Here is an 18,188-nt window from a genome sequence, read left to right as displayed (position 1 = left end):
TGGCTTGTTCGCCACCGGATCACCCCGCCCGGTTGAATGTCGGAAACTGTTCGAGGCAGGTCTCCTGGCTTGCATTGCACCGGCGCCAGGCCAGTCGAACGACGCCTTCCCGCACGCGGTGCAGTGGCTGTGTCGAACCCTTCAATGCTTACAGTTGCGGGGGCAGCCGCGGCTTGAACCGCGTTCCCGTCTTAGCTTCGGCCAGCGCCGAAGAACCTCGAAGCGGCTAGGCTACGCAGTGCCCGGTGAGCGGTCAACTGCTGTCACGATTGACGCCTGCCCGCGCCCGTGATTTGCTAACGCCATTCGTTTGGGTGCCCCTTGAGGGTGAAACTGGGAAACCGGTGCGTCATACGCTTCTTTATAAGGTGTACGACAAGTCCGGTGCTGCCCCCGCAACGGTAAGTGAGAAAAGCGTCAGAACCACTGTGCCCGCTGTCTGGCATGGGAAGGTGACGCCTGTGGTGTGGCCGGCGGCCAACCCTCACCAGCCCGGAGACCGGCCCGACGCTTGACTGAACAAACCCGCGGTGGGCGGGCGCTGTTACAACCCCTGGGCGAACCTCGTGCAGGGGTTTGCCGCGCTTGCCTGTTGCCGACAACACCAAGAGGAAAGCGCCATGCGTACCAGTACCGCCATTAACGAAGCCGTTACCCCTTCAAGCCTTAGCCAGCGCCTGCTGGTTGCTGTCGGTGCCTCGCTGCTGGGCCTGTGCCTGGTGTACTTCGCCGGTTTCTCGCACATCGAAGCGGTGCACAACGCTGCCCACGATACCCGCCACAGCGCCGCCTTTCCTTGCCACTGAGTGCTGCCCCGATGATCAAGCGTATTGCCAGTACCGCAGGCTTTACCGGCCTGCTGGCCGCCCTGCTGCTGACCCTGCTGCAAAGCTTCTGGGTCGCGCCGCTGATTCTCCAGGCGGAAACCTATGAAAGCGCCGCGCCTGCGGTCGAAGCGCCCCATGAACATGCCGCCGGTACCGCCGAGCATCACCACGACAGCGAAGCCTGGTCGCCGGAAGATGGCTGGCAGCGCGTGCTGTCGACCACTGGCGGCAACCTGGTGGTGGCGGTCGGTTTCGCCCTGATCCTCGCCGCGCTCTATACCCTGCGCGCACCGAAGACCGTGATCAGTGGCGCACTCTGGGGCCTGGGCGGCTTTGCCGTGTTCTGCCTGGCGCCGACCCTGGGCTTGGCGCCGGAGCTGCCGGGTACTGCCGCCGCCGACCTGGCCCAGCGCCAAGTCTGGTGGGTCGGCACCGCTGCCGCTACCGCCGTGGGCCTGGCCTTGATCGTATTCGCCCACAACTGGCTGCTGAAGATAGTCGGCGCAGTACTGCTGGTAGTGCCCCATGTGATTGGCGCGCCGCAGCCTGAAGTCCACCAGATGCTCGCCCCAGAAGCCCTGGAGGCCGAGTTCAAGGTCGCTTCGCTGCTGACCAACGCCGCGTTCTGGCTGGCCCTGGGCCTGATCAGCGCCTGGCTGTACCGCCGTTCAAGCCAGGCCTGAGCGATGCAGGTGTACCTCGGCCTGGGTTGCCGTCGCGGCTGCCCGGCCGATGCCTTGAGCGACCTGCTCACACGCACCCTGCTCGCCCATGACCTGCCGCCCGGCGCGGTCATGGGCCTTGCCAGCATCGACCTCAAGCACGACGAACCCGGCTTGCATGAATTGGCCCGACGCCTCAGCGTGCCGCTGCTGTTTTTCAGTGCCGCGCAGCTTGGCGCCTTCGAAGCACGCTTGACCCATCGCTCTGCCGTGGCTTACCAGCACAGCGGCTGCTTTGGCGTGGCCGAGAGCGCCGCCCTGGCCCTGGCCGAGCAGTTGTGCGGCCCAGCCCGCGTGCTGGTCCCCCGCACCCTGCAGGCCGACGCCAGCCTGGCATTGGCCTGCGCCGCCGCTTTTCACCGATAATCTGCACTTTCCCTATAAGGACCCTCCCATGACCGTCTATTTCATCGGCGCCGGCCCCGGCGATCCGGAGCTGATCACCGTCAAGGGCCAGCGCCTGGTCCATCGCTGCCCGGTGATCATCTACGCCGGCTCACTGGTCCCGGCCGCAGTGCTGGAAGGTCATTGCGCCGAGACCGTCATTAACAGCGCCGAACTGCACCTGGCGCAGATCATCGAGGCGATCACGACCGCTCACGCCAACGGCCAGGACGTGGCCCGGGTGCACAGTGGCGACCCGAGCCTGTACGGCGCCATCGGCGAGCAGATCCGCTACCTGCGCGAGCTGGGTATTCCCTACGAGATCGTCCCCGGCGTTACCGCAGCAGCGGCCAGTGCCGCCCTGCTCGGCTGCGAGCTGACCCTGCCGGACATCGCCCAGAGCGTGATCCTCACCCGTTACGCCGACAAGTCACCGATGCCGGCCGGCGAGCAACTGGCCGATCTTGCCCGCCACCAGACCACCCTGGCGGTGCACCTGGGGGTCAAGCACCTGGCCAAGATCGTCGAAGAACTGCGCCCGCACTATGGCGCTGACTGCCCGATCGCCGTGGTGCACCGGGCGACCTGGCCGGATCAGGACTGGGTGCTGGGCACCCTGGAGACGATTGTCGAGCTGGCAGCGGCCAAGGATTTTCGTCGTACCGCGCTGATTCTGGTAGGCCGGGTGCTGGGTAACGATACGTTCAGCGAATCGGCGCTGTACCGCGCAGGCCATGCCCACCTGTATCGGCCCTGAGCGTATACACTGTCGATTCCGATCCGCCTGCGAGGACCTGACCATGCTCGAACTGCGCCCGAACTGTGAATGCTGCGGCACTGACCTGCCCGGTGATAGCCCGGATGCGTTGATCTGCTCGTTCGAATGTACCTTTTGCCGTGACTGCAACGCGCGTCAGCTCAAGGGCCAGTGCCCCAATTGCGGCGGTGAACTGGTCAAGCGACCGGCCCGCTCAGCGGCCAAGCTGGTCAACAACCCGGCCTCGACCCAGCGGATCGTCAAGGAACAGGGCTGCCCCACCCACTGACACACTCACTCAGGGCTCTGATACTGGCTCAGGTATTTATCCAGCACCGCCTTGTCCCCGGCGCCATCTCCTGCCACCTGCCACAGGCGCCGTTCAATGCCCTGGGCCAGCAAGTGCCCCACCGCTGCTTCGATCGCCGACAATACGCACAGCTGCGCCGGCTCGTTGGTGGTGTAGCCGACCTCGGCTTCCAGCAGCTTCTTGAACTCAATGAACTTGAACACCCCGGCGCTGCGCCCGACCGAGTAGATGGTCTTGCTGGTCATGACGTTGGCCAGCACCTGGCCGCTGCGCACGTCCACCGCCCGCAGGTTGACCGAAACCTGGTCGACCCGGTACTCGCGCGACAGGTCGATGCCCAGGTAGCGCGCGCCCTCGCCGCCGCTGCGCACGTTGGTGTCGTAGGCGATGATGCCGCCTTCGAGCATCAGGTTGGCGGCCTGCAGCGGCGGCAGTTCACCCTGGATGTTCAGCGGGGTGTCAGGTTTTTTCTGCGAGGCGCGGATGATCTTGCGTTCGGTCAGCAGGTTCTGCAGCCCTTCGCGCTCAAGCACCACGAACCAGCCACTGGCCGACAGCGCATCCATCAGCATGCTCGCCGCGCCCTGGGTGACGCTGGTGGAAAACGAGCTGGCCGGGGTCGGCTTGTATTGCCCGGTCTGGTCGCGAAAACCATACACCACCGCCATCAGCCGGCCTTTGGGCCGCGGCATGTTGAGCAGGTCGTAGTAGGTCGAGGCGCGCGGCGTCAGGGTCGGGCTCTCGCTGTCCTGTTCAGCCGACATCGGCTCGCGCAGGCTGCAGCCTTGCAAGGCGGCCAGGATCAGCAGTGTGCTCAGAAATTGTTTCATGGCTGTTTCTCCCCGTTGTCCTGTGCCCTTCAAGGGTTCAGGCCGTTGACCTGAATTTCCGAGATTTCCCCGGTAACCCGGTCGGTCACCTGAATGCTCAGGGCCCCTGAGTCGTCGATGACGTTGATGATGAAGGCGTCGGTCTGCAGGCTGCCGGTATTGCCGTTGTTGATGTTGGTCAGCAGTTGCGAGAGCAGGCGCGACTCCAGCTGGCTGGTGAAGCGCTCCAGCGTCGAGGTGCTGGCAAAGGCCGAGGCGCGGTCCTTGATGGCCGGGTCTTCATGATCGTTCTGCGCCTGGGCATTGTTGAGCAGCCAGGTGCCGTTCAGCGGGTTTCCGCCAAACGCCGGGTTGACCGGGGTGTAGACCAGTTCCGTGGCGCTGGCCGCACTGGCGAGGGCCGCCAGCAGTACCAGGGAGGCCAGGCTGCAGGTTTTGTTGTTGTTCATAGCTCGTCCCTCTCCAGATCAGTGGTGTCCTGCAGCAGCATCTGCAGCTTGCGCTGGATGATCTGCGCCTTGACCAGGTCCGCTGCCTCGTAGGCGGCGTCCTTCAGCTCAGTTGTGTTGGGTGGCAGAAAGCGCCGGTACAGCACGCGTTGTTCGTACTCGACCGTCACCAGGCTGCCCCAACGCGGGTCGGGTCGTTCGCGTACCACCAGGTTGAAGTCCAGGCGACTGGTGGCACGCAGCCGCTCGGCGAAGCTGTAATAGAAGTCGTGGCCGATGTGCGAGATGGTGTTGTCGACGATAAAGCCCATCATCTCGTCCTCGGCGCCGCCCCGGGCGGTGCCCGCCAGCAACACCAGGGCCAGGGCCAATGCACTGAGGCGGTTCATTGTCCGGCTCCCTGGGCCAGGCCCTTGCGCGCCCCGGCAGCGGTCTGGGCGAAGGCCTTTTCGGCGACGAACTGCCAGTCGCTGTAGTGCTCCAGGCCCTCGAACTCCGACCACTGCGCGGCAAAGCCGGTGCGCTTTAACGGCATCGCCTCGCAGCGGCTGTAGACGCCAGTGATGCGCCCGTCGATCGAGCGCAGCAGGCCCCAGTCGTCGCTGCCGGTAATCGGGTCCGGGTACAGCTTGCGCAGGTGACGTTTCGGGTTGGGATAGCGGGCATCTTCGAGCAGTTCATCAAGGCTCTGCGGATACTGGGCCAGGCCCGGCGAGCTACGAAAGTAGCTGCGCAGGGCCTGGGCATACTGGCCGCCGACCCACAGCAGCTCGCGTTCGCGCTCGCGCTGGGCGACGGTCGACCACAGCGTGCCGGTGGCCGCCAGGGCCATGCCGGTGACGGCGATCAGCAGAAGCACGCCCAAGTAGGTGAAGCCTGCCTGTCCGGAATTACCACTCGGCATAAAGGCTGCCATCACGCGCCCTCCCGGTTGAACCGCTCTTGATGTCGGCGACGGCACCGGCGACGCCTTCAGGCGGCGCCACCACCTGCCAGAGGTCGCGGCGCTCGGTGATCGGGTCCAGCGGGGCGCCGCGCAGGTAACGCTGCTCCACCAATTGCTCAAGCGACTCGGGGTAGCGGCCGGTGTCGCCATAAAAGTGGTCCAGCGCCTCGCGCATCACCGCCAGGCTCTGGCGCAGGGTGGCCTCGCGCGAGGTCTCGAGGCTGTTGAAGTAGCGCGGCATGGCGATGGTCATCAGGGTGGCGATGATCGCCATCACCACCAGCAACTCGATCAAGGTAAAGCCCTGGCTGCGTTTCATACTGCTCACCATTGCCCGTAGGCGATGCCGTTAAGGCCCTTGCCACGGGCCCGGGAATACACATCGAAAACATCCTCGCCGTCGCGCGGGTTCTGCGCCGAACTGTCGTAGGCACGCAGGCCCCAACCGCCCTGCTCTGCGTCCTTGCGCGCCGCCAGCAGCGGGTCCTGGGGAATGCGCCGCAGGAAGTAGAACCTGGCGCCCTTGGCACTGCGCACATCGCGCACGCCATCGACCAGGACCTGCAGGTTCGGCGGATAGCCGCTGGCATCGAGGGACTTCTCGATATAGCCGGCGTCGAAGGCGCGCTTGTAGGCGTCGATGGCATCGCGCAACTGGTACAGCGCCGTGCGCAACTCCTGCTCCTTGCTGCGCCGCACCAGGGTTTCAGTCAGCGGTGCGGCAATCGAGGCCAGCAGTCCAAGCAGCGCCAGGGTCAGCATCACTTCAATCAGGCTGAAACCTGCCATCGGCCGTTTCATGATTCAGGGCCTCGCCGCAGTAGGCACCGCAGCAATGGGCTGTTCGTCCTCCGCCTCGACGCTGCGGTTAAGGTTGATATTGCGGATCTGCATGCTGGTTTCGGTGCCGGTGGCAAACTCCATGTCCGACGGGCTCTGGTACGGCAGGTTGCGAATGATCCGCGGGGTGATCGACAGCACCAGCTCCGACTGGCTGTTGTCGTTGCGGTTGCTGCCAAACAGCCGGCCCAGGCCGGGAATGTCACCAAGGCCGGGGATCTTGTTGCCGCTGGCGCCCGAGTCGTTGCGCACCAGGCCCGCCAGCACCTGGGTTTCGCCGTCGTGCAGGCGCAGGCTGGTCTGGGCGTTGCGGGTGTCGACCTGAACCGGAATGGTGCCCTGGCGTGTCGGTTCCAGCGGCTTGGCGTTGCTGACTTCCAGGGCCACCTTGATGGCCACTTCGTTGTTCAGGTGCACCACCGGGGTGACTTCAAGCTTGAGGCCGACATCCAGGTAGGTAACGCTTTCAGTGATCACCGGGCCCTGGGTCGAGGGCACCGAGGTGGCGCTGATGATCGGCACCCGCTGGCCGATGTGGATGCGCGCCTGCTCACGGTTGCTGACGCGGATCACCGGGCTGGCCAGGGTGTTGATGTCGTTGTCCTGAGCGTTGATCTTGGCTTGTGGCGCCGGGGCGATGCTGATGCGCGAGGAGTTGATGCCGCGTAGCTGGTCGAGGGTACCCACCGGGTTGCCGTCGGCATTGAGCAGGCCGAAGGTGTTGGGCCACTGCAGGCCGAGCTCCAGAATGCGCGAACGGGCCACCTCCATCACCTCCACCTCCAGCACCACTTCCGGGTTGGACTGATCCTGGGACTGCAAGAGTTTTTCGGCCATGCGCACGGCATCGGCGGTGTCGCGCATGGTCAGGGTGTTGAGGCGCTCGTCGACGAACACGTCGCGGGTCTTGAGCATGGTCTTGACCATGTTCAACGCGGTGTTGGAGTCGATGCTGGTCAGGTAGAAGGTGCGCATCACCAGCTCCTGATAGTCCTTGGTCTTCTGCGGTGAGTCCGGATAGATCAGCAGGGTGTTGTCGTTCACCACCTTCTGGTGCAACTGGTTCTGCTCCAGCAGCAGGGCCACGGCATCTTCGATGCGCACGTCGCGCACGAAAATGGTCGCCTTCATGTCCGGGCGCAGGTCCTTGTCGAAGATGAAGTTCAGCCCCGCCACCTGCGACAGCACCTCGAAGATGGTCTTCAGGTTGGCGTCGCGAAACTCCAGGGTCACCGGCCGTTCGAGCTTGGTGCGCAGTTGCGGGTTGGGCTGTGCGGTGCGGCTTTGCACCAGCTCGATGTCCTTGCGCAGGGCCAGGCCGCCTTCGTTCTGCGGGTCGAGCAGGAGCACTTCACGCATGTGCCGCTCGGCGCCGAACAGGTCGCCGGCACGCAGCGCCGCCTGGCCCAGGGCGATGCGCTCGCTGAGGTTGCGCATCTGCTCGATCTGGCGCACCGCGTCCAGGGCGCGGCGGTTGTTCGGTTCCAGGGTCAGCACGCGGCCGTAGCCGCTGCGCGCACCGCCGAAGTCGTGGCGGCTGCGGTCGCTGTCGGCCTGGGTCAGCAGCGCTTCCACCGCCTGGCGCCGGCCCTGGATCAAGGCGATGTTCAGTTCGGTGTCCCGCGGGTGCTCCTTGAGTGCTGCTTCGAGCTGGGCGATCCCGGCCTCGTACTGCCCTTCACCGATCAGGGCCTGGGCGTCCTTGCGCACGCCCGAGGTGCCGCAACCGGCCAGGGCGACACACAGGGCAAGCATCAGGTACGGCACTTTGTTGCTGAGCCTTGGCGAATTCATGGTGCGCTCCCTACAGACAAGGTCTGGGACAGGTGCAATGGCAGGTAGACCAGGCTCAGCTCCGTGGTGGAGATCTGCTCGATCCGGTAGGTGTCATCGATCACGTCGCCGCGGCGCACGACGTAGAGTTTTTCGCCGCTTTGCAGGAACACCTGCTGATCGTCGCGATCATCCAGGCGGCCGACGAACTGGAACGGCAACGCCGGCGCGACCGGCGCCAGGGCTACCGGGGCAATGAGCACGGGCTGCTCGGTCACGGTGGTGACTTGCACCGCAGGCTTCCAGCTCTTGCTCGGGAACAAGTCGCGGGGCTGCAGGGCGGCGGCTCTGGCGGCCTTTTGCGCCACCGCAGGGAGGTGTGCAGAAGCCTTGCTGGCGACCGCCACAGCGGCCTCGCCGTCTTGCGCCGCCTCGTCGAAGAAGTACCCCGGGCCCCAGGCCAGCACTGCGGCGGTGCCGAGAAAAGCCAGCCAGGCCAGGCTGCGTTGAGTGTTCATCATGACCTCGACAGATAAAGGGTCATACGGATGCGCCCGGTCAGCTCGCGGTCGCCGATCTTCTTGCGTTGCAGGTCGATGTCTTCCAGCACCAGCGCCGGCAGCTGGCCGAGCAAGGCATGCACGTAGCGGCGGATCTGCGGGTAGCTGCCGCGCACCGGCAGGAGGATCTGGTAACGCGCAAGCTGAGTCTTGGGATCGACCCCCAGGGCGTACTCGCCGCGGGCCAGGGTGATCTGCTGGGCCTTGGCCAAGGCGTAGATGCGGTCGATGGCCACGGTGGCCTGGGGCTGGGCCGGCAGTTGTTTGTGGAAGTCTTCCAGCTCGTGCTGTGGCACCTGGGGCAGTTTCAGCGTGCCCTGCTTGAACTGTGCGACCTGCGCCTGGGCCTGGTCGCGTTGCTGCTCGAGATGTTGCAGCTGTTGCCATTGCGCCAACAGTGCGGTTGCGCCGTACAGCAGTGCCAGGGCCAACAGCCCGGCACCGGCCAGGCCCACCACGCCGAACTGGCGGGCGCGTTCATGCAGGATCAGGCTAGGGATGCGCATTACCGTTCTCCCAGGTGGCCGACAGATTGAACTGCACCGGATGCTCGGCCTGCGTGGCGATGATTTCGTGGTTGAGCAGCGACACATCGCGCAGCTCGTCACTGGCTTCCAGGCGTTTGTGGAAAGCCAGCATGGCTTCCAGATCGCGGGCCTCAGCGCTGATACGCAGCTGGCCCTTGCGGGCGTCGGGGGTCAGGGTGAGCAAGGCGACGTCATCCTGCGGCAGTGCTTCGAGCATGCCGAACAGGCGCTCCCACGGCCGTTGCAGCTGCTGCGAAACGCTGCGCATCTGCGCCAGTTTCTCGGCCTGCTCGCGGCTTTGCGCGGCATTGAGCGGCTGCCCGGCCTGAGGCCGTTTACCCAGCTGCCGGTCGAGCTGTTCGAGTTGCTGTTCAAGCTCGGCTTGTTGTTGATCGAGGCCATGCTGCAGCAACACGGCGCCGAGCAGCAGGCTGACTCCGCCAGCCAGCAGCGCCCAGGCGGGCAGACCGGTGCGGGCGGGCTGCAAATCCAGCATCAGACGGCGCATTTCAGGCCACCGCCCGTGACATGCTGCACAGCACGTCGCGTACCGCAAACGCAGTGGGTGCCAGCTCGCACAATTGCACGCCGGGCAGCGCCGGTGGCGGCTCCAGGCGACCGGGCGCATGCAGGTACACCGGCAACTGCCCCTCGCCCGGGTGCAGCTCGGCCTGGCGGGCAATCAATGCCTGCAGGGCCTGGTCACTGTCCGCACAGCCTTGGGCGCTGACCTGTTGCCAGGCGCCGTTCTGTGCCAGCAGGCAGACGCTGCGCTGCGGCTCGGCCAGCACAAAGAGAAAGTCGCCCTGCCCCAGTTGATCGGCAAAGTGGTTATAGGCCGCCATCAGGTAAGGCCGCGCCGAGCGCAGGCGCATCCCCAGGCTGCGGCACAGGGCATCGAGCTGATCGAGCAAGGCGTGTGGCGTGGCGCAGGCGATGCGCGGGCAACCGGCCGCTTCCGGCGAGACGACGATGCGCCAGCCTTCCAGGCTCTGCCCGTAATGCGCCTCGAAGCAGGCCCGGGCATAGTGCTGCAGCTCGTCCGGGCGGCTGATGGCGGCGCTCCAGGGCACCAGGCAGAAGCGGCTGTACTGGGCCGAAAGCAGCACCTGCAGCTGCGCGCCTTGGCACGGCTGTTCAGCCAGCAGGTGTTGCAGCGACTCCAGGGCCACCGCCCAGGCCTGACTGCGCTCGGCGATAAAGTCCAGGCTGCCGAGCCACTGTTGATGGGTTCCCTGGCGTTGGCTCAAACCCACACCCTGGGCGCCGAGCACGGCGATAAAGCGATCAGGCGATAAAAGTGACACGATTGATCTCCTCCAGTGTGGTCCGGCCATCGCGCACCAGCTCCAGCGCCGAACTGCGCAGCAGGCGCAGGCCGCGTTGGCAGGCCAGGGTCTTGATTTGCGCCAGGGGCTTGCGCTCGACGATCATCTGGCGCAGGTCGTCATCCAGGTGCAGCAGCTCGGCAATCGCCGTGCGCCCGCGGTAGCCGCTGCCCCGGCACTGGCCGCAACCACTGCCGTGAACGAAGCGGTAATGATCAACCTGGCCAGGCTCCAGGCCCGAGGCGACGAGCTCTTCCTCGCTGGGTTGCCGGGCGGCGGCGCAGTGCGGGCAGACCAGGCGGATCAGGCGCTGGGCCAGCACCGCGTTGAGTGCCGAGACGAAGCTGTAGGGGTCGACCTGCATCTGGCTGAAGCGGCCGATGACATCGAAGACGTTGTTGGCGTGGATGGTGGTGAACACCAGGTGCCCGGTCAGCGCCGACTGCACGGCAATCTGCGCGGTGTCCGGGTCGCGGATCTCGCCGACCATGATCTTGTCCGGGTCGTGGCGCAGGATCGAGCGCAGGCCACGGGCAAAGGTCAGGCCTTTCTTCTCGTTGACCGGAATCTGCAGCACCCCCGGCAACTGGTACTCAACCGGGTCTTCGATGGTGATGATCTTGTCCACGCCGTGGTTGATCTCGCTGATCATGGCGTAGAGGGTGGTGGTCTTGCCGCTGCCGGTGGGGCCGGTCACCAGGATCATCCCATAGGGTTCGCTGGCCAGGCGGCGCAGGCTGCGCAGGGTCTGTTCTTCAAAGCCCAGGGCCTGCAGTTGCACGCCGCTGACGCGGTCGGCCAGGTCCTGTTTGTCGAGCACCCGCAGCACCGCGTCTTCACCGAAGATGCTCGGCATGATCGACACGCGAAAGTCGATCTGGCGGGCGCTGATGCCGATCTTGAAGCGCCCGTCCTGAGGTACGCGTTTCTCGCCGATATCAAGCTCGGCCATGACTTTGATCCGCGAGATCACCTGGTCGGCGAACTCACTGCCGCTGACCTTGCTGATGCTGTTGAGCACACCATCGATGCGGTACTTGATCACCAGGCCACTGCCGGTCACACCCAGGTGGATGTCGCTGGCGTGCATCTTCAGGGCGTCGTAGAGGGTCGAGTTGACCAGCTTGACCACCCGGCTCTGGTCTTCGCTGATGCTGGCCAGCGACAGGCTCTGCAGGCTGTCGAGTTCGTTGACCGTTTCGTTGTCGGTGTCCAGCGAATCGACAGCGTGAAAGCTCTCTTCGTGACGGGCCAGAAAGCCCTTGAGCTCGGCGGCTTGCACCAGGTACAGCGGCGCGCCTTGCAGGCAGTCGTCGATCCAGGTCAGGCGGGCGTCGTCGAAGGGGTCGGCGAACACCCCGAGGGTCAGGCCGGCATGTTGCAGCAGGATGAATTCGCGCTTCAGGCACTGGGCCAGGCTGACCCGCTCGAACACCGGCGTGGCGGCGAACAGTGCCTGGCCGTCGAGTACCGGGTAATGCAGGGTGGCGCCCAGGCACTGGACGAAATCGGCAGGTTCAAGGCTGCTGAGTGCTTGCAGGGTATCGAGCAGGCGTTCGCCACTGAGTTCGGCACTGGCCCTGGCCTGGGCCAGCAACGCGCGGCCAAGGGGCGCCAGGGTGCTGGCAACAACGGGCGCAACGAGCGACAACGGTTCCATGGCTTGCTCTCCGGCGCGGGGCGCGAAGAGCCTGGTTCAGCCCTGCTCGCGCGTTACTCCCCGGTGAGCAGTTGGTCGTCGTCGGGCCCCGGCGGCCGTGCACCATTACGTCGGCGATCGGCCAGGACCCAGCTACCGTCGAACAACTGCAGGGGGAAACTCTCACTCCTGCTCTGGCGTCGTTCGACGAACCCGGTGTCCTTGTCGGCTGCGCGCCGGTTTTCTCGCTTGATGCCCATCAGGTCGAGGACTGCGCGGGCCAGTTCCGCCAGGGGAAAAGGCTTGAACAGGATATGGCTGACACCCAGTTGGCTGGCCCGCTCACGGACCTCGGCGGTCGGGTGGGCGGTGATCAGCACGAAATGACAGGCCGTACCTTGTTGACGCACAGTCTCCAGAACCTGAAACCCCTCCATATCGGGCAAGCGATAATCCAGCACTACCACTTCGGGCCGGGTGCGTTCGGCTGCGCCGATGGCACTGGCTCCGTCGTGGGCAACATGGACGTCCAGGCCTTGCAGAACCAGGTAATCCTGGATATTGCCGGCAAGGGTCTGTTCGTCATCGACTACCAATACTCTGTTCACCAAGGTCCACTCCCTGAAGCAGCGCTGGCCCGGTTTCCCGGCCCGGCAGAAGTGCGGCCTTGTAGAGGCTTACGCATGCTTCGTGCCAGGCGTGATACGGCGCAAATCACTGTGCTATGTCGTTGATTCTGTAAGCATAGACGCAAACGGGTGCTAGCCCCTTCCCCAATCCCGGGGGTAGATGGCGCTTTGCCCCTATCGCTGCCCCCCAACATTGGGGGCGCCATTGCGCTCAGTCGATACGCTGCAGTTGACCGCTGTCACGCAAGCGTTGCAACAACGCCTGACGCGCCTGCGCCTGCCATTGATCGATAAGAAGGGTTTTGGCCAATGCAAGTCCCTGCTCGCGTTGGACCGGGTCGTCCGGGCTTTGGTTCTGCGTACTGGCCAAGGTTTTCGCATTGGCTTCATAGAACGCCAGCACCTGGAACTGGCTCGGCTCGGCCACGCGGCTGGCGGCAAGGAACACCTGTTGCGCGGCCATTTCCTGGCGGGTGTAGGCGGCAAAGCTCTGGAGGTCGAAGCCGGCGTCGGCCAGACGTCGCTCGAACATTTCATTGCTGGCGAAGGCCTGACGCAGGTGGCCAATACGCGCCTGGACCTCGGTATCACTGACCGTCACGCCCTGGCGCTGGGCTTCCTGCCACAGCAGTTCGCGGTCGATCAGGTCGTTCAGGGCCTGTTCGCGCAAGCGTTTGTACACGCTGGGATTGCGGATGCTGGTCAACGCCCTGCCCCGGTCTTCCAGGTATTCGGCAAAATAGCGTTCCAGGCGCATCTGGCTGATCTCCACGCCATTGACCCGGGCCGCGGGCGGCCCGTCTGCGGCGTGCAGCGACAGAGCCAACAGGCACAGCAGCAACGGCATCAGGCGGTTCATGGCGACCTCGTTTCAAGGACACTCTGGTAAGCGGCGACCGGATAGAACACCGGGCCGGGCATTTCAACGGTGACCACATGCGCCCCGTTAAGGCCTTGACGTCGCCCCGGGCCAAAGCCCAGGGCCGGGGTCAGGCCGGTCTGCACGTCGTGCAGGCCTTCCAGAGCCTGGGTCAGTTTCTCGCGGCTGGCGTCACGCCCGGCGCGCTTGAGCGCTTCTTCAAGCAATTGCATGGCGCACCAGGTACTGACCTGCAGCAAGCCCTGGCGGCCATCCAGGCCCTGGCGCTGACGCAGGGCGGTAAGTGCCTCGCGGCCCTGGGCGGTCCAGTCGCCGGGAATGAACGGATAGGCCAGAAACACCCGCCGCGACCAGTCCTGCGGCACCAGCAGCAATTCACTGGCGACCTGGCTTGACGCCGCGAACAGGTAAGGCGTGCGCCCGGCTTGTTGCAGGGTTTCGGTCAGGCGGCTGAAACCCGAAGCCTTGCCCAGGTAAAACAGCCCCTGCGCCGTCGGTGCCTGCTGCTCGAACGGCGCGGCGCTGACCTTGCTCCAGCCGCGCTCAAGCAAGGCCTGACGCAGGTTGGCGGCCAGGGTGGCAAAGCTTGGGTCGGCATAGACGATGCTGACCTCGATCTGCTGCAACGACAGGCTGCCCTGGGCGTAGTCGGCCAGGCTCAGCAGTTGCTCGCGCAAACCGGGCAACGGGTCGAACACCTGGCGGCTGCCGGCCAGTTGCGGCGCGGCGCCGATCAAGGGCAGGCGCGCCTGCTCAAGGCGCGCAGTCAGGTTGGCATCCAGGGCCGGCACCATCGGTGCGATCAGGGCGAATACCCGCTGCTGATCGATCAACTGCTCCAGCGCCTGCTCGGCACTGGTCTGATCGGGGCCCGGATCAAGGCTGATCAACTGCAAGGCACGGCCATGAATGCCACCCTGGCGGTTGATCTGCGCGATGCGGTCATTCAACACCGCCGCCACCACCCGCGCCGGCGCCGCCAGGGCGCCTTTGGTGGGCAGCAAGGTGCCCAGGCGCAGGGTCTGTTCCTCCAGCCCCGGATCGCGGTCCTCGGCCAGGCGCTTCAGGTAGGCACTGAGGTTGCGCTGGTCGCCCATGCTCAGGACGAAGCGCGGCATCGCCGGGTTCAGGCGGTTGCCGGCCGGATCGCGGCCCTCCTGGATGGCCCGCGCCAGGCTGGCCTCGGAGTAGGCCGGATAACTGCGGCCATTGGCCTGGCGGGCGCCCTGCCCGCCTGCCAGGCGTTGCCAGTTCAGCGACGGCGGCCGTAGCCCGCCCTCGGCCCGGCCCAGGCCATCGTTGCCGTGGCAACTGGCACAGGGCACGACACTGGCCGGCACCAGCATGTCGGCGGCGCCGACCCGTGCCGCCACCTGGGCATCACCGCTCGCCAGGCCCTCGCGGTACAAGTGCTTGCCGGCCTGTTCCTCGGGGTTGAGTTCAAGGGTGCTGGCCAGCGGGCTGACCAGCAGCACGCTCAACAGCAGGCCGATGCGCAGGCGCGCGGACATGACTCAGCGCCCCGCCAGAGGTTGCGCCAACAATCGCAGGCGCTGGGCAATGGCTGGTGCCGGCGCGTCCGGGCGGATCTTGCTCCAGCGTTTGTTGGCCACGTCGCCGGCAATCAACTGGGTCGAATGCTGCTCAGGGCTGGGAATCAGGTGGCCCAGGCGCGCCAGCACCAAGTCCATCTGCGCTTTATCGCCGGTGAGGAACAGCCAGTTGGCGCTGTCCACGCCCTGTTTCTCGGCAAAGGCCTTGAGCACCGCCGGGGTGTCGTTCTGTGGGTCGCTGCTCAAGGAAATGAACGTGACCTTGCTGGCCGCCTCCTCGCCGAGGGCTTCGCGCACTTCGCGCAATTTGCGGGTGATCAGCGGGCAGGCGTCGTTACAGTGGGTAAAGATCACATTGAGCAGCACCACCCGGTCTTTCAGGACATCTTCATAGAAGCGCAGGTTGCGACCGTTCTGGTCTTGCATCACGGTGTCGGTGAAGTAGCTGCGGGCATCGCGGGTGCCACCCTCGGGCACGACCGGGGTGGCGCTGGACGGCGGCGCAGCATGGTCTTCATGGGCCAGGGCCACGGAGCTGAGGATCCACAGGCACAGCACCAGGGCCAGCCAGTCAGTGCTGCGCATGCCACGGCTGACGGCGCTCATGGTTGTACCTCCTGGGCAATGGCGGTGTGCTTGGCGTGCACCCGGCGGGCGCTGAGGCGATCGATCTCGCTGATCAGCAGTTGCGGGTCGGTAAAGCCGTAGTAACGGGTCCAGTGGCCGCTGTGGCCGTCACCGACGAGGATCAGCGGCGGGTGCTGGCCAAGGTCGGCGCTGAAGTTGCCCAGGCCCTTGAGGGTTTCGTTGATTGCATACGCAGTGCCGGTCAGCCAGCTCCAGCCCGGACCGTTCTGGAAGGCCTGGGCGTAGCCGAGCAGGCGTTGGGGATCATCGCGCTGCGGATCGACGCTGATCGACACCAGTTGCACTTCGGTGCCGACCCGGCCGCCCAACTGCTTCTGCACCTTGGCCATGATCGACGAGACCACCGGGCACACGGTGGTGCAACTGGTGTAGATAAAGCCCATGACCACCAGATGATCGGCCACCAGGTCCTTTTCCAGGCGCACCGGCATGCCGTTCTGGTCGAGCAGCGAGACATCGGCAAAGCGCACCGAGGCCTTCTCCTGATGGGCGGCGGGCGCACCCTGGGCACTGTGGTCGACACCATTATGGGCCTGGGCGATGCCGCAACTGGCGGCAAGCAGGCAGAGGCTGAACAGTCTGCAGCGATCGAGCAGTTTCATTGCACACTCCTTGGTCCGGCATCGGATGCTTGCTGTGCGCCAGCGGGCACTACCCGCAGGCTGGTGTAGTTGTTCTCGGCAAAGCGCTTGCCCAGCGAAGGCGCCTGCACATGCAGGTACCAGGCACCCGCTTCGAGTGGTTCCAGGGGCGCCTCGTAGATGCCCTCACCCACTTCCCTGACCGCACTGGTGCGGGCCCGCGAGGTGGGCGCGAGGAAGTAGCGCAGGCTCAGGTCCTTGATCCCGGTGCGCGGCGTGCCGTTGCCCTCGGTGATGCGAAAGCGTGCGACCAGCGTCTGGCCCTGAACCAGTGCCGAGCGCTCGATGAGGAACTCGACCTGCGGCGTCTGCCGGTGCGGCGCGCTGCCGGAGGCCGCCACTTCGGTGCTGAAGCAATGGATGATCTGCGGCTGGTTGAGCAAAAAGGCGACGTCGAATGTGCCAGCGGCCGGCAGCTTGACGGTCGAGCTGTACACCCCCGGCGTCACCTCGCGCAGGCTGCGGTCGATGACCAGCGCGGCGCGGGCGTTGTGGCCGCGGTTGGCGTAACCGGACATCGGCGCGTTCATGCCTTCGGCGTAGAAATAGGTGGTGTTGTCCACCGGGTTGACCACGAACACCGAGTTCTCGTCACGGGCCACCGTCAGGCCCTGGGCCAGCGGCAGGTCGCCGGCCAGACGCGGCGCCGCAGGTCCCGCTTCAAAGCCCTGGACAATCGGCTGGCGGCCTTCACCGAGGCTACTGAGGTTGATCATGCTGACCTTGGGCGAGGCCAGGCCACGGATATAGGCATAGGCCTGGGTGAAGGTCAGTTGGTAGGGTTCGGCGGCCACCGACAGGCTATGGATCAGCCGGTCGCTACTGGCATCGATGACCATGGCCCGGCTTTCCAGGGTGTTGAGGACGATGCCGAAGCGCCCGTCATTGCTGAAGCGCATCGGCCCCAGGCCCTGCTTGCCTTCAATCAGATGGCGCTGGGTATGGCTACGGGCATCGATGACGCTGATACTGCCGTCGCGCCCATCGGCCACATACACCGCCTGGGACAGCGGTGAATAGGCCACCGACAAGGGGTGCGAGCCGACCTTGAGGGTTTTCACCAGGCGCATTTCACTGGCGTCGATCACGCTCAGGGTGCCGCTGTCGCGGTTGCTGACAAAGGCGTAGCGCGAATCGGCGCTGAAGGCGATTTCATGGTGGCCGGCGCCGGTGGCGAAGAACTTCAGGGTCTTGCGGCTGGGCACGTCGATCACCGTCACCCCGCTGCTCTGGGCGTCGCTGGCGTTGTTGCCGACCCACAACAGGCGCTGGTCAGGCTGCATCGCCAGGCGCAGCGGCTGCTTGCCGGCCGGCAGGTTGGCAATGCGCTGGAAGGTCTCGGTGTCGATCAGCGCCACTTCACCGCGCTGCGGGATCGACACGTAGACCTGCTTGTCATCCTTGCTCGCCACCCAGTCCATCGGCGTGCCCGGCAGCTCGATGCGCGCCAGGGTGCTGGTGACGCCGCCCACCGACACCGACGGGTCGATCACGGTGAGGCTGGCGTCCTTGTTCAGCACCAGCAGGAAGTAGCTGTTCAGGTCCAGCAATGGCCGCGCGCCGATGCTGCTTTTGAGAAACAGCGCCACCCGCGCCTTGCAGCTGTTGCTGCGGTCCTTGGCGGCATCGCCGGTCAGCGCCGGGTCCAGCCAGGCGCCAGGGGACACCCCTGACAATGGCTGGCCGCTGTTCTGGTCGGTGATCGTGAAGCGCACATTGGCGAAGCTGCCTTCGGTCAGGGTCCCACCACTTCCCAGCGGCCGCGCCTCGAACGCGACGGTGACACCGTCGCGGCTGAGGGTATGCAGGCCCTGCGGGTCACGCTCGGCCAGCTCGCTGCGCGGGTCGCACCACAGGCTTTGGTAACTCACCCCCAGGCCCATCAGCGTCAGGCCCGCCAGCAGGCCCAGGTACAGCGGTCGATTCTTCTTGTTCATGACCTTCC

23 protein-coding genes and 2 riboswitches are annotated in these 18,188 nt (G+C 65.4%); of the genes, 5 read left to right on the top strand and 18 right to left on the bottom strand.

The window, feature by feature from the left end; genetic code table 11:
* Positions 1–37: 37 nt before the first annotated feature.
* Positions 38–235: riboswitch (cobalamin riboswitch) on the bottom strand.
* 59 nt (positions 236–294) lie between these two features.
* Positions 295–522, top strand: a riboswitch (cobalamin riboswitch).
* A gap of 98 nt (positions 523–620) precedes the next feature.
* The 5 genes from F8N82_RS09875 to F8N82_RS09855 are packed head-to-tail and all read left to right on the top strand — an operon-like array spanning position 621 to position 2,979.
* Positions 621–806 carry a CbtB domain-containing protein gene (locus F8N82_RS09875; protein WP_038995100.1) on the top strand — a complete coding sequence of 62 codons (186 nt, stop codon included), beginning with the start codon at positions 621–623 and terminating at the stop codon, positions 804–806.
* A gap of 11 nt (positions 807–817) precedes the next feature.
* A complete protein-coding gene (locus tag F8N82_RS09870) occupies positions 818–1,510 on the top strand; it encodes a CbtA family protein (protein WP_038995099.1) in 693 nt (230 codons plus the stop codon).
* Positions 1,511–1,513: 3 nt separating this feature from the next.
* Positions 1,514–1,915: a cobalamin biosynthesis protein gene (locus F8N82_RS09865; protein WP_038995098.1), complete on the top strand. Its 402-nt coding sequence runs from the start codon at positions 1,514–1,516 to the stop codon at positions 1,913–1,915.
* 28 nt (positions 1,916–1,943) lie between these two features.
* Complete coding sequence (cobM, locus tag F8N82_RS09860) at positions 1,944–2,690, top strand: precorrin-4 C(11)-methyltransferase (protein ID WP_038995097.1); 747 nt, start codon at positions 1,944–1,946, stop codon at positions 2,688–2,690.
* Between the two features lie 43 nt (positions 2,691–2,733).
* Positions 2,734–2,979: a DUF1272 domain-containing protein gene (locus tag F8N82_RS09855; RefSeq protein ID WP_038995096.1), complete on the top strand. Its 246-nt coding sequence runs from the start codon at positions 2,734–2,736 to the stop codon at positions 2,977–2,979.
* A 5-nt stretch (positions 2,980–2,984) separates the two neighbouring features.
* Here the strand turns inward: F8N82_RS09855 and F8N82_RS09850 are convergent, their stop codons facing one another.
* The 18 genes from F8N82_RS09850 to F8N82_RS09765 all read right to left on the bottom strand — a co-directional run bounded on the left by F8N82_RS09850 (position 2,985) and on the right by F8N82_RS09765 (position 18,180).
* A complete protein-coding gene (locus F8N82_RS09850; protein WP_038995095.1) occupies positions 2,985–3,830 on the bottom strand; it encodes a CsgG/HfaB family protein in 846 nt (281 codons plus the stop codon).
* A gap of 29 nt (positions 3,831–3,859) precedes the next feature.
* A complete protein-coding gene (locus tag F8N82_RS09845; protein ID WP_038995094.1) occupies positions 3,860–4,279 on the bottom strand; it encodes a curli assembly protein CsgF in 420 nt (139 codons plus the stop codon).
* The gene (gene csgE / locus F8N82_RS09840) at positions 4,276–4,668 is read right to left on the bottom strand and encodes a curli production assembly/transport protein CsgE (RefSeq protein ID WP_038995092.1); all 393 of its coding nucleotides are present in this window, start codon (positions 4,666–4,668) and stop codon (positions 4,276–4,278) included. Before csgE ends, F8N82_RS09845 begins: the two co-directional genes overlap by 4 nt.
* The gene (locus F8N82_RS09835; RefSeq protein WP_038995091.1) at positions 4,665–5,195 is read right to left on the bottom strand and encodes a type II secretion system protein; all 531 of its coding nucleotides are present in this window, start codon (positions 5,193–5,195) and stop codon (positions 4,665–4,667) included. Before F8N82_RS09835 ends, csgE begins: the two co-directional genes overlap by 4 nt.
* A complete protein-coding gene (locus F8N82_RS09830) occupies positions 5,170–5,544 on the bottom strand; it encodes a type II secretion system protein (RefSeq protein WP_038995090.1) in 375 nt (124 codons plus the stop codon). The genes F8N82_RS09835 and F8N82_RS09830 overlap by 26 nt, the downstream gene beginning before the upstream one ends.
* A gap of 5 nt (positions 5,545–5,549) precedes the next feature.
* Positions 5,550–6,026: a prepilin-type N-terminal cleavage/methylation domain-containing protein gene (locus F8N82_RS09825; RefSeq protein ID WP_038995089.1), complete on the bottom strand. Its 477-nt coding sequence runs from the start codon at positions 6,024–6,026 to the stop codon at positions 5,550–5,552.
* A gap of 3 nt (positions 6,027–6,029) precedes the next feature.
* Entirely contained in the window at positions 6,030–7,859 is a 1,830-nt protein-coding gene (locus tag F8N82_RS09820; protein ID WP_038995088.1) for a secretin N-terminal domain-containing protein, read from the bottom strand.
* Positions 7,856–8,356, bottom strand: a complete 501-nt coding sequence (locus F8N82_RS09815; protein ID WP_038995087.1) for a hypothetical protein — start codon at positions 8,354–8,356, stop codon at positions 7,856–7,858. Before F8N82_RS09815 ends, F8N82_RS09820 begins: the two co-directional genes overlap by 4 nt.
* A complete protein-coding gene (gene pilO / locus F8N82_RS09810; RefSeq protein WP_038995086.1) occupies positions 8,356–8,904 on the bottom strand; it encodes a type 4a pilus biogenesis protein PilO in 549 nt (182 codons plus the stop codon). Before pilO ends, F8N82_RS09815 begins: the two co-directional genes overlap by 1 nt.
* On the bottom strand, positions 8,891–9,433 hold the full coding sequence (locus tag F8N82_RS09805) for a pilus assembly protein (protein ID WP_038995085.1): 543 nt from the start codon (positions 9,431–9,433) through the stop codon (positions 8,891–8,893). Before F8N82_RS09805 ends, pilO begins: the two co-directional genes overlap by 14 nt.
* A 1-nt stretch (position 9,434) precedes the next feature.
* On the bottom strand, positions 9,435–10,262 hold the full coding sequence (locus F8N82_RS09800; protein WP_052251455.1) for a hypothetical protein: 828 nt from the start codon (positions 10,260–10,262) through the stop codon (positions 9,435–9,437).
* On the bottom strand, positions 10,213–11,913 hold the full coding sequence (locus F8N82_RS09795) for a GspE/PulE family protein (RefSeq protein WP_038995083.1): 1,701 nt from the start codon (positions 11,911–11,913) through the stop codon (positions 10,213–10,215). Before F8N82_RS09795 ends, F8N82_RS09800 begins: the two co-directional genes overlap by 50 nt.
* Positions 11,914–11,966: 53 nt before the next feature.
* Positions 11,967–12,503: a response regulator gene (locus F8N82_RS09790; RefSeq protein WP_038995082.1), complete on the bottom strand. Its 537-nt coding sequence runs from the start codon at positions 12,501–12,503 to the stop codon at positions 11,967–11,969.
* A gap of 229 nt (positions 12,504–12,732) precedes the next feature.
* Positions 12,733–13,380, bottom strand: coding sequence for a SurA N-terminal domain-containing protein (locus tag F8N82_RS09785; RefSeq protein WP_038995081.1), 648 nt, complete (start codon positions 13,378–13,380; stop codon positions 12,733–12,735).
* Positions 13,377–14,912, bottom strand: coding sequence for an ABC transporter substrate-binding protein (locus F8N82_RS09780; RefSeq protein ID WP_080764732.1), 1,536 nt, complete (start codon positions 14,910–14,912; stop codon positions 13,377–13,379). Before F8N82_RS09780 ends, F8N82_RS09785 begins: the two co-directional genes overlap by 4 nt.
* A 3-nt stretch (positions 14,913–14,915) precedes the next feature.
* Positions 14,916–15,539 (bottom strand): SCO family protein, encoded by a 624-nt coding sequence (locus F8N82_RS09775; protein WP_038999340.1) that lies wholly within the window; start codon positions 15,537–15,539, stop codon positions 14,916–14,918.
* A gap of 17 nt (positions 15,540–15,556) precedes the next feature.
* Positions 15,557–16,204 carry an SCO family protein gene (locus tag F8N82_RS09770; protein ID WP_038995080.1) on the bottom strand — a complete coding sequence of 216 codons (648 nt, stop codon included), beginning with the start codon at positions 16,202–16,204 and terminating at the stop codon, positions 15,557–15,559.
* Complete coding sequence (locus tag F8N82_RS09765; RefSeq protein ID WP_038995079.1) at positions 16,201–18,180, bottom strand: cytochrome D1 domain-containing protein; 1,980 nt, start codon at positions 18,178–18,180, stop codon at positions 16,201–16,203. The genes F8N82_RS09770 and F8N82_RS09765 overlap by 4 nt, the downstream gene beginning before the upstream one ends.
* Positions 18,181–18,188: the final 8 nt, after the last annotated feature.

This window comes from Pseudomonas fluorescens, assembly GCF_902497775.2.
In the GTDB taxonomy this organism is placed as follows: Bacteria; Pseudomonadota; Gammaproteobacteria; order Pseudomonadales; family Pseudomonadaceae; genus Aquipseudomonas; species Aquipseudomonas putida_F.
Note: the sequence above shows the minus strand (reverse complement) of the source record. Positions and strands in the feature narration are given on the sequence as shown.

Coding starts and splice junctions, on each gene's coding strand:
- F8N82_RS09875 (WP_038995100.1), top strand. CDS start 621: ATGCGTACCAGTACCGCCATTAACGAAGCCGTTACCCCTTCAAGCCTT.
- F8N82_RS09870 (WP_038995099.1), top strand. CDS start 818: ATGATCAAGCGTATTGCCAGTACCGCAGGCTTTACCGGCCTGCTGGCC.
- F8N82_RS09865 (WP_038995098.1), top strand. CDS start 1,514: ATGCAGGTGTACCTCGGCCTGGGTTGCCGTCGCGGCTGCCCGGCCGAT.
- cobM (WP_038995097.1), top strand. CDS start 1,944: ATGACCGTCTATTTCATCGGCGCCGGCCCCGGCGATCCGGAGCTGATC.
- F8N82_RS09855 (WP_038995096.1), top strand. CDS start 2,734: ATGCTCGAACTGCGCCCGAACTGTGAATGCTGCGGCACTGACCTGCCC.
- F8N82_RS09850 (WP_038995095.1), bottom strand. CDS start 3,830: ATGAAACAATTTCTGAGCACACTGCTGATCCTGGCCGCCTTGCAAGGC.
- F8N82_RS09845 (WP_038995094.1), bottom strand. CDS start 4,279: ATGAACAACAACAAAACCTGCAGCCTGGCCTCCCTGGTACTGCTGGCG.
- csgE (WP_038995092.1), bottom strand. CDS start 4,668: ATGAACCGCCTCAGTGCATTGGCCCTGGCCCTGGTGTTGCTGGCGGGC.
- F8N82_RS09835 (WP_038995091.1), bottom strand. CDS start 5,195: ATGGCAGCCTTTATGCCGAGTGGTAATTCCGGACAGGCAGGCTTCACC.
- F8N82_RS09830 (WP_038995090.1), bottom strand. CDS start 5,544: ATGAAACGCAGCCAGGGCTTTACCTTGATCGAGTTGCTGGTGGTGATG.
- F8N82_RS09825 (WP_038995089.1), bottom strand. CDS start 6,026: ATGAAACGGCCGATGGCAGGTTTCAGCCTGATTGAAGTGATGCTGACC.
- F8N82_RS09820 (WP_038995088.1), bottom strand. CDS start 7,859: ATGAATTCGCCAAGGCTCAGCAACAAAGTGCCGTACCTGATGCTTGCC.
- F8N82_RS09815 (WP_038995087.1), bottom strand. CDS start 8,356: ATGAACACTCAACGCAGCCTGGCCTGGCTGGCTTTTCTCGGCACCGCC.
- pilO (WP_038995086.1), bottom strand. CDS start 8,904: ATGCGCATCCCTAGCCTGATCCTGCATGAACGCGCCCGCCAGTTCGGC.
- F8N82_RS09805 (WP_038995085.1), bottom strand. CDS start 9,433: ATGCGCCGTCTGATGCTGGATTTGCAGCCCGCCCGCACCGGTCTGCCC.
- F8N82_RS09800 (WP_052251455.1), bottom strand. CDS start 10,262: ATGGCCGGACCACACTGGAGGAGATCAATCGTGTCACTTTTATCGCCT.
- F8N82_RS09795 (WP_038995083.1), bottom strand. CDS start 11,913: ATGGAACCGTTGTCGCTCGTTGCGCCCGTTGTTGCCAGCACCCTGGCG.
- F8N82_RS09785 (WP_038995081.1), bottom strand. CDS start 13,380: ATGAACCGCCTGATGCCGTTGCTGCTGTGCCTGTTGGCTCTGTCGCTG.
- F8N82_RS09780 (WP_080764732.1), bottom strand. CDS start 14,912: ATGTCCGCGCGCCTGCGCATCGGCCTGCTGTTGAGCGTGCTGCTGGTC.
- F8N82_RS09775 (WP_038999340.1), bottom strand. CDS start 15,539: ATGCGCAGCACTGACTGGCTGGCCCTGGTGCTGTGCCTGTGGATCCTC.
- F8N82_RS09770 (WP_038995080.1), bottom strand. CDS start 16,204: ATGAAACTGCTCGATCGCTGCAGACTGTTCAGCCTCTGCCTGCTTGCC.
- F8N82_RS09765 (WP_038995079.1), bottom strand. CDS start 18,180: ATGAACAAGAAGAATCGACCGCTGTACCTGGGCCTGCTGGCGGGCCTG.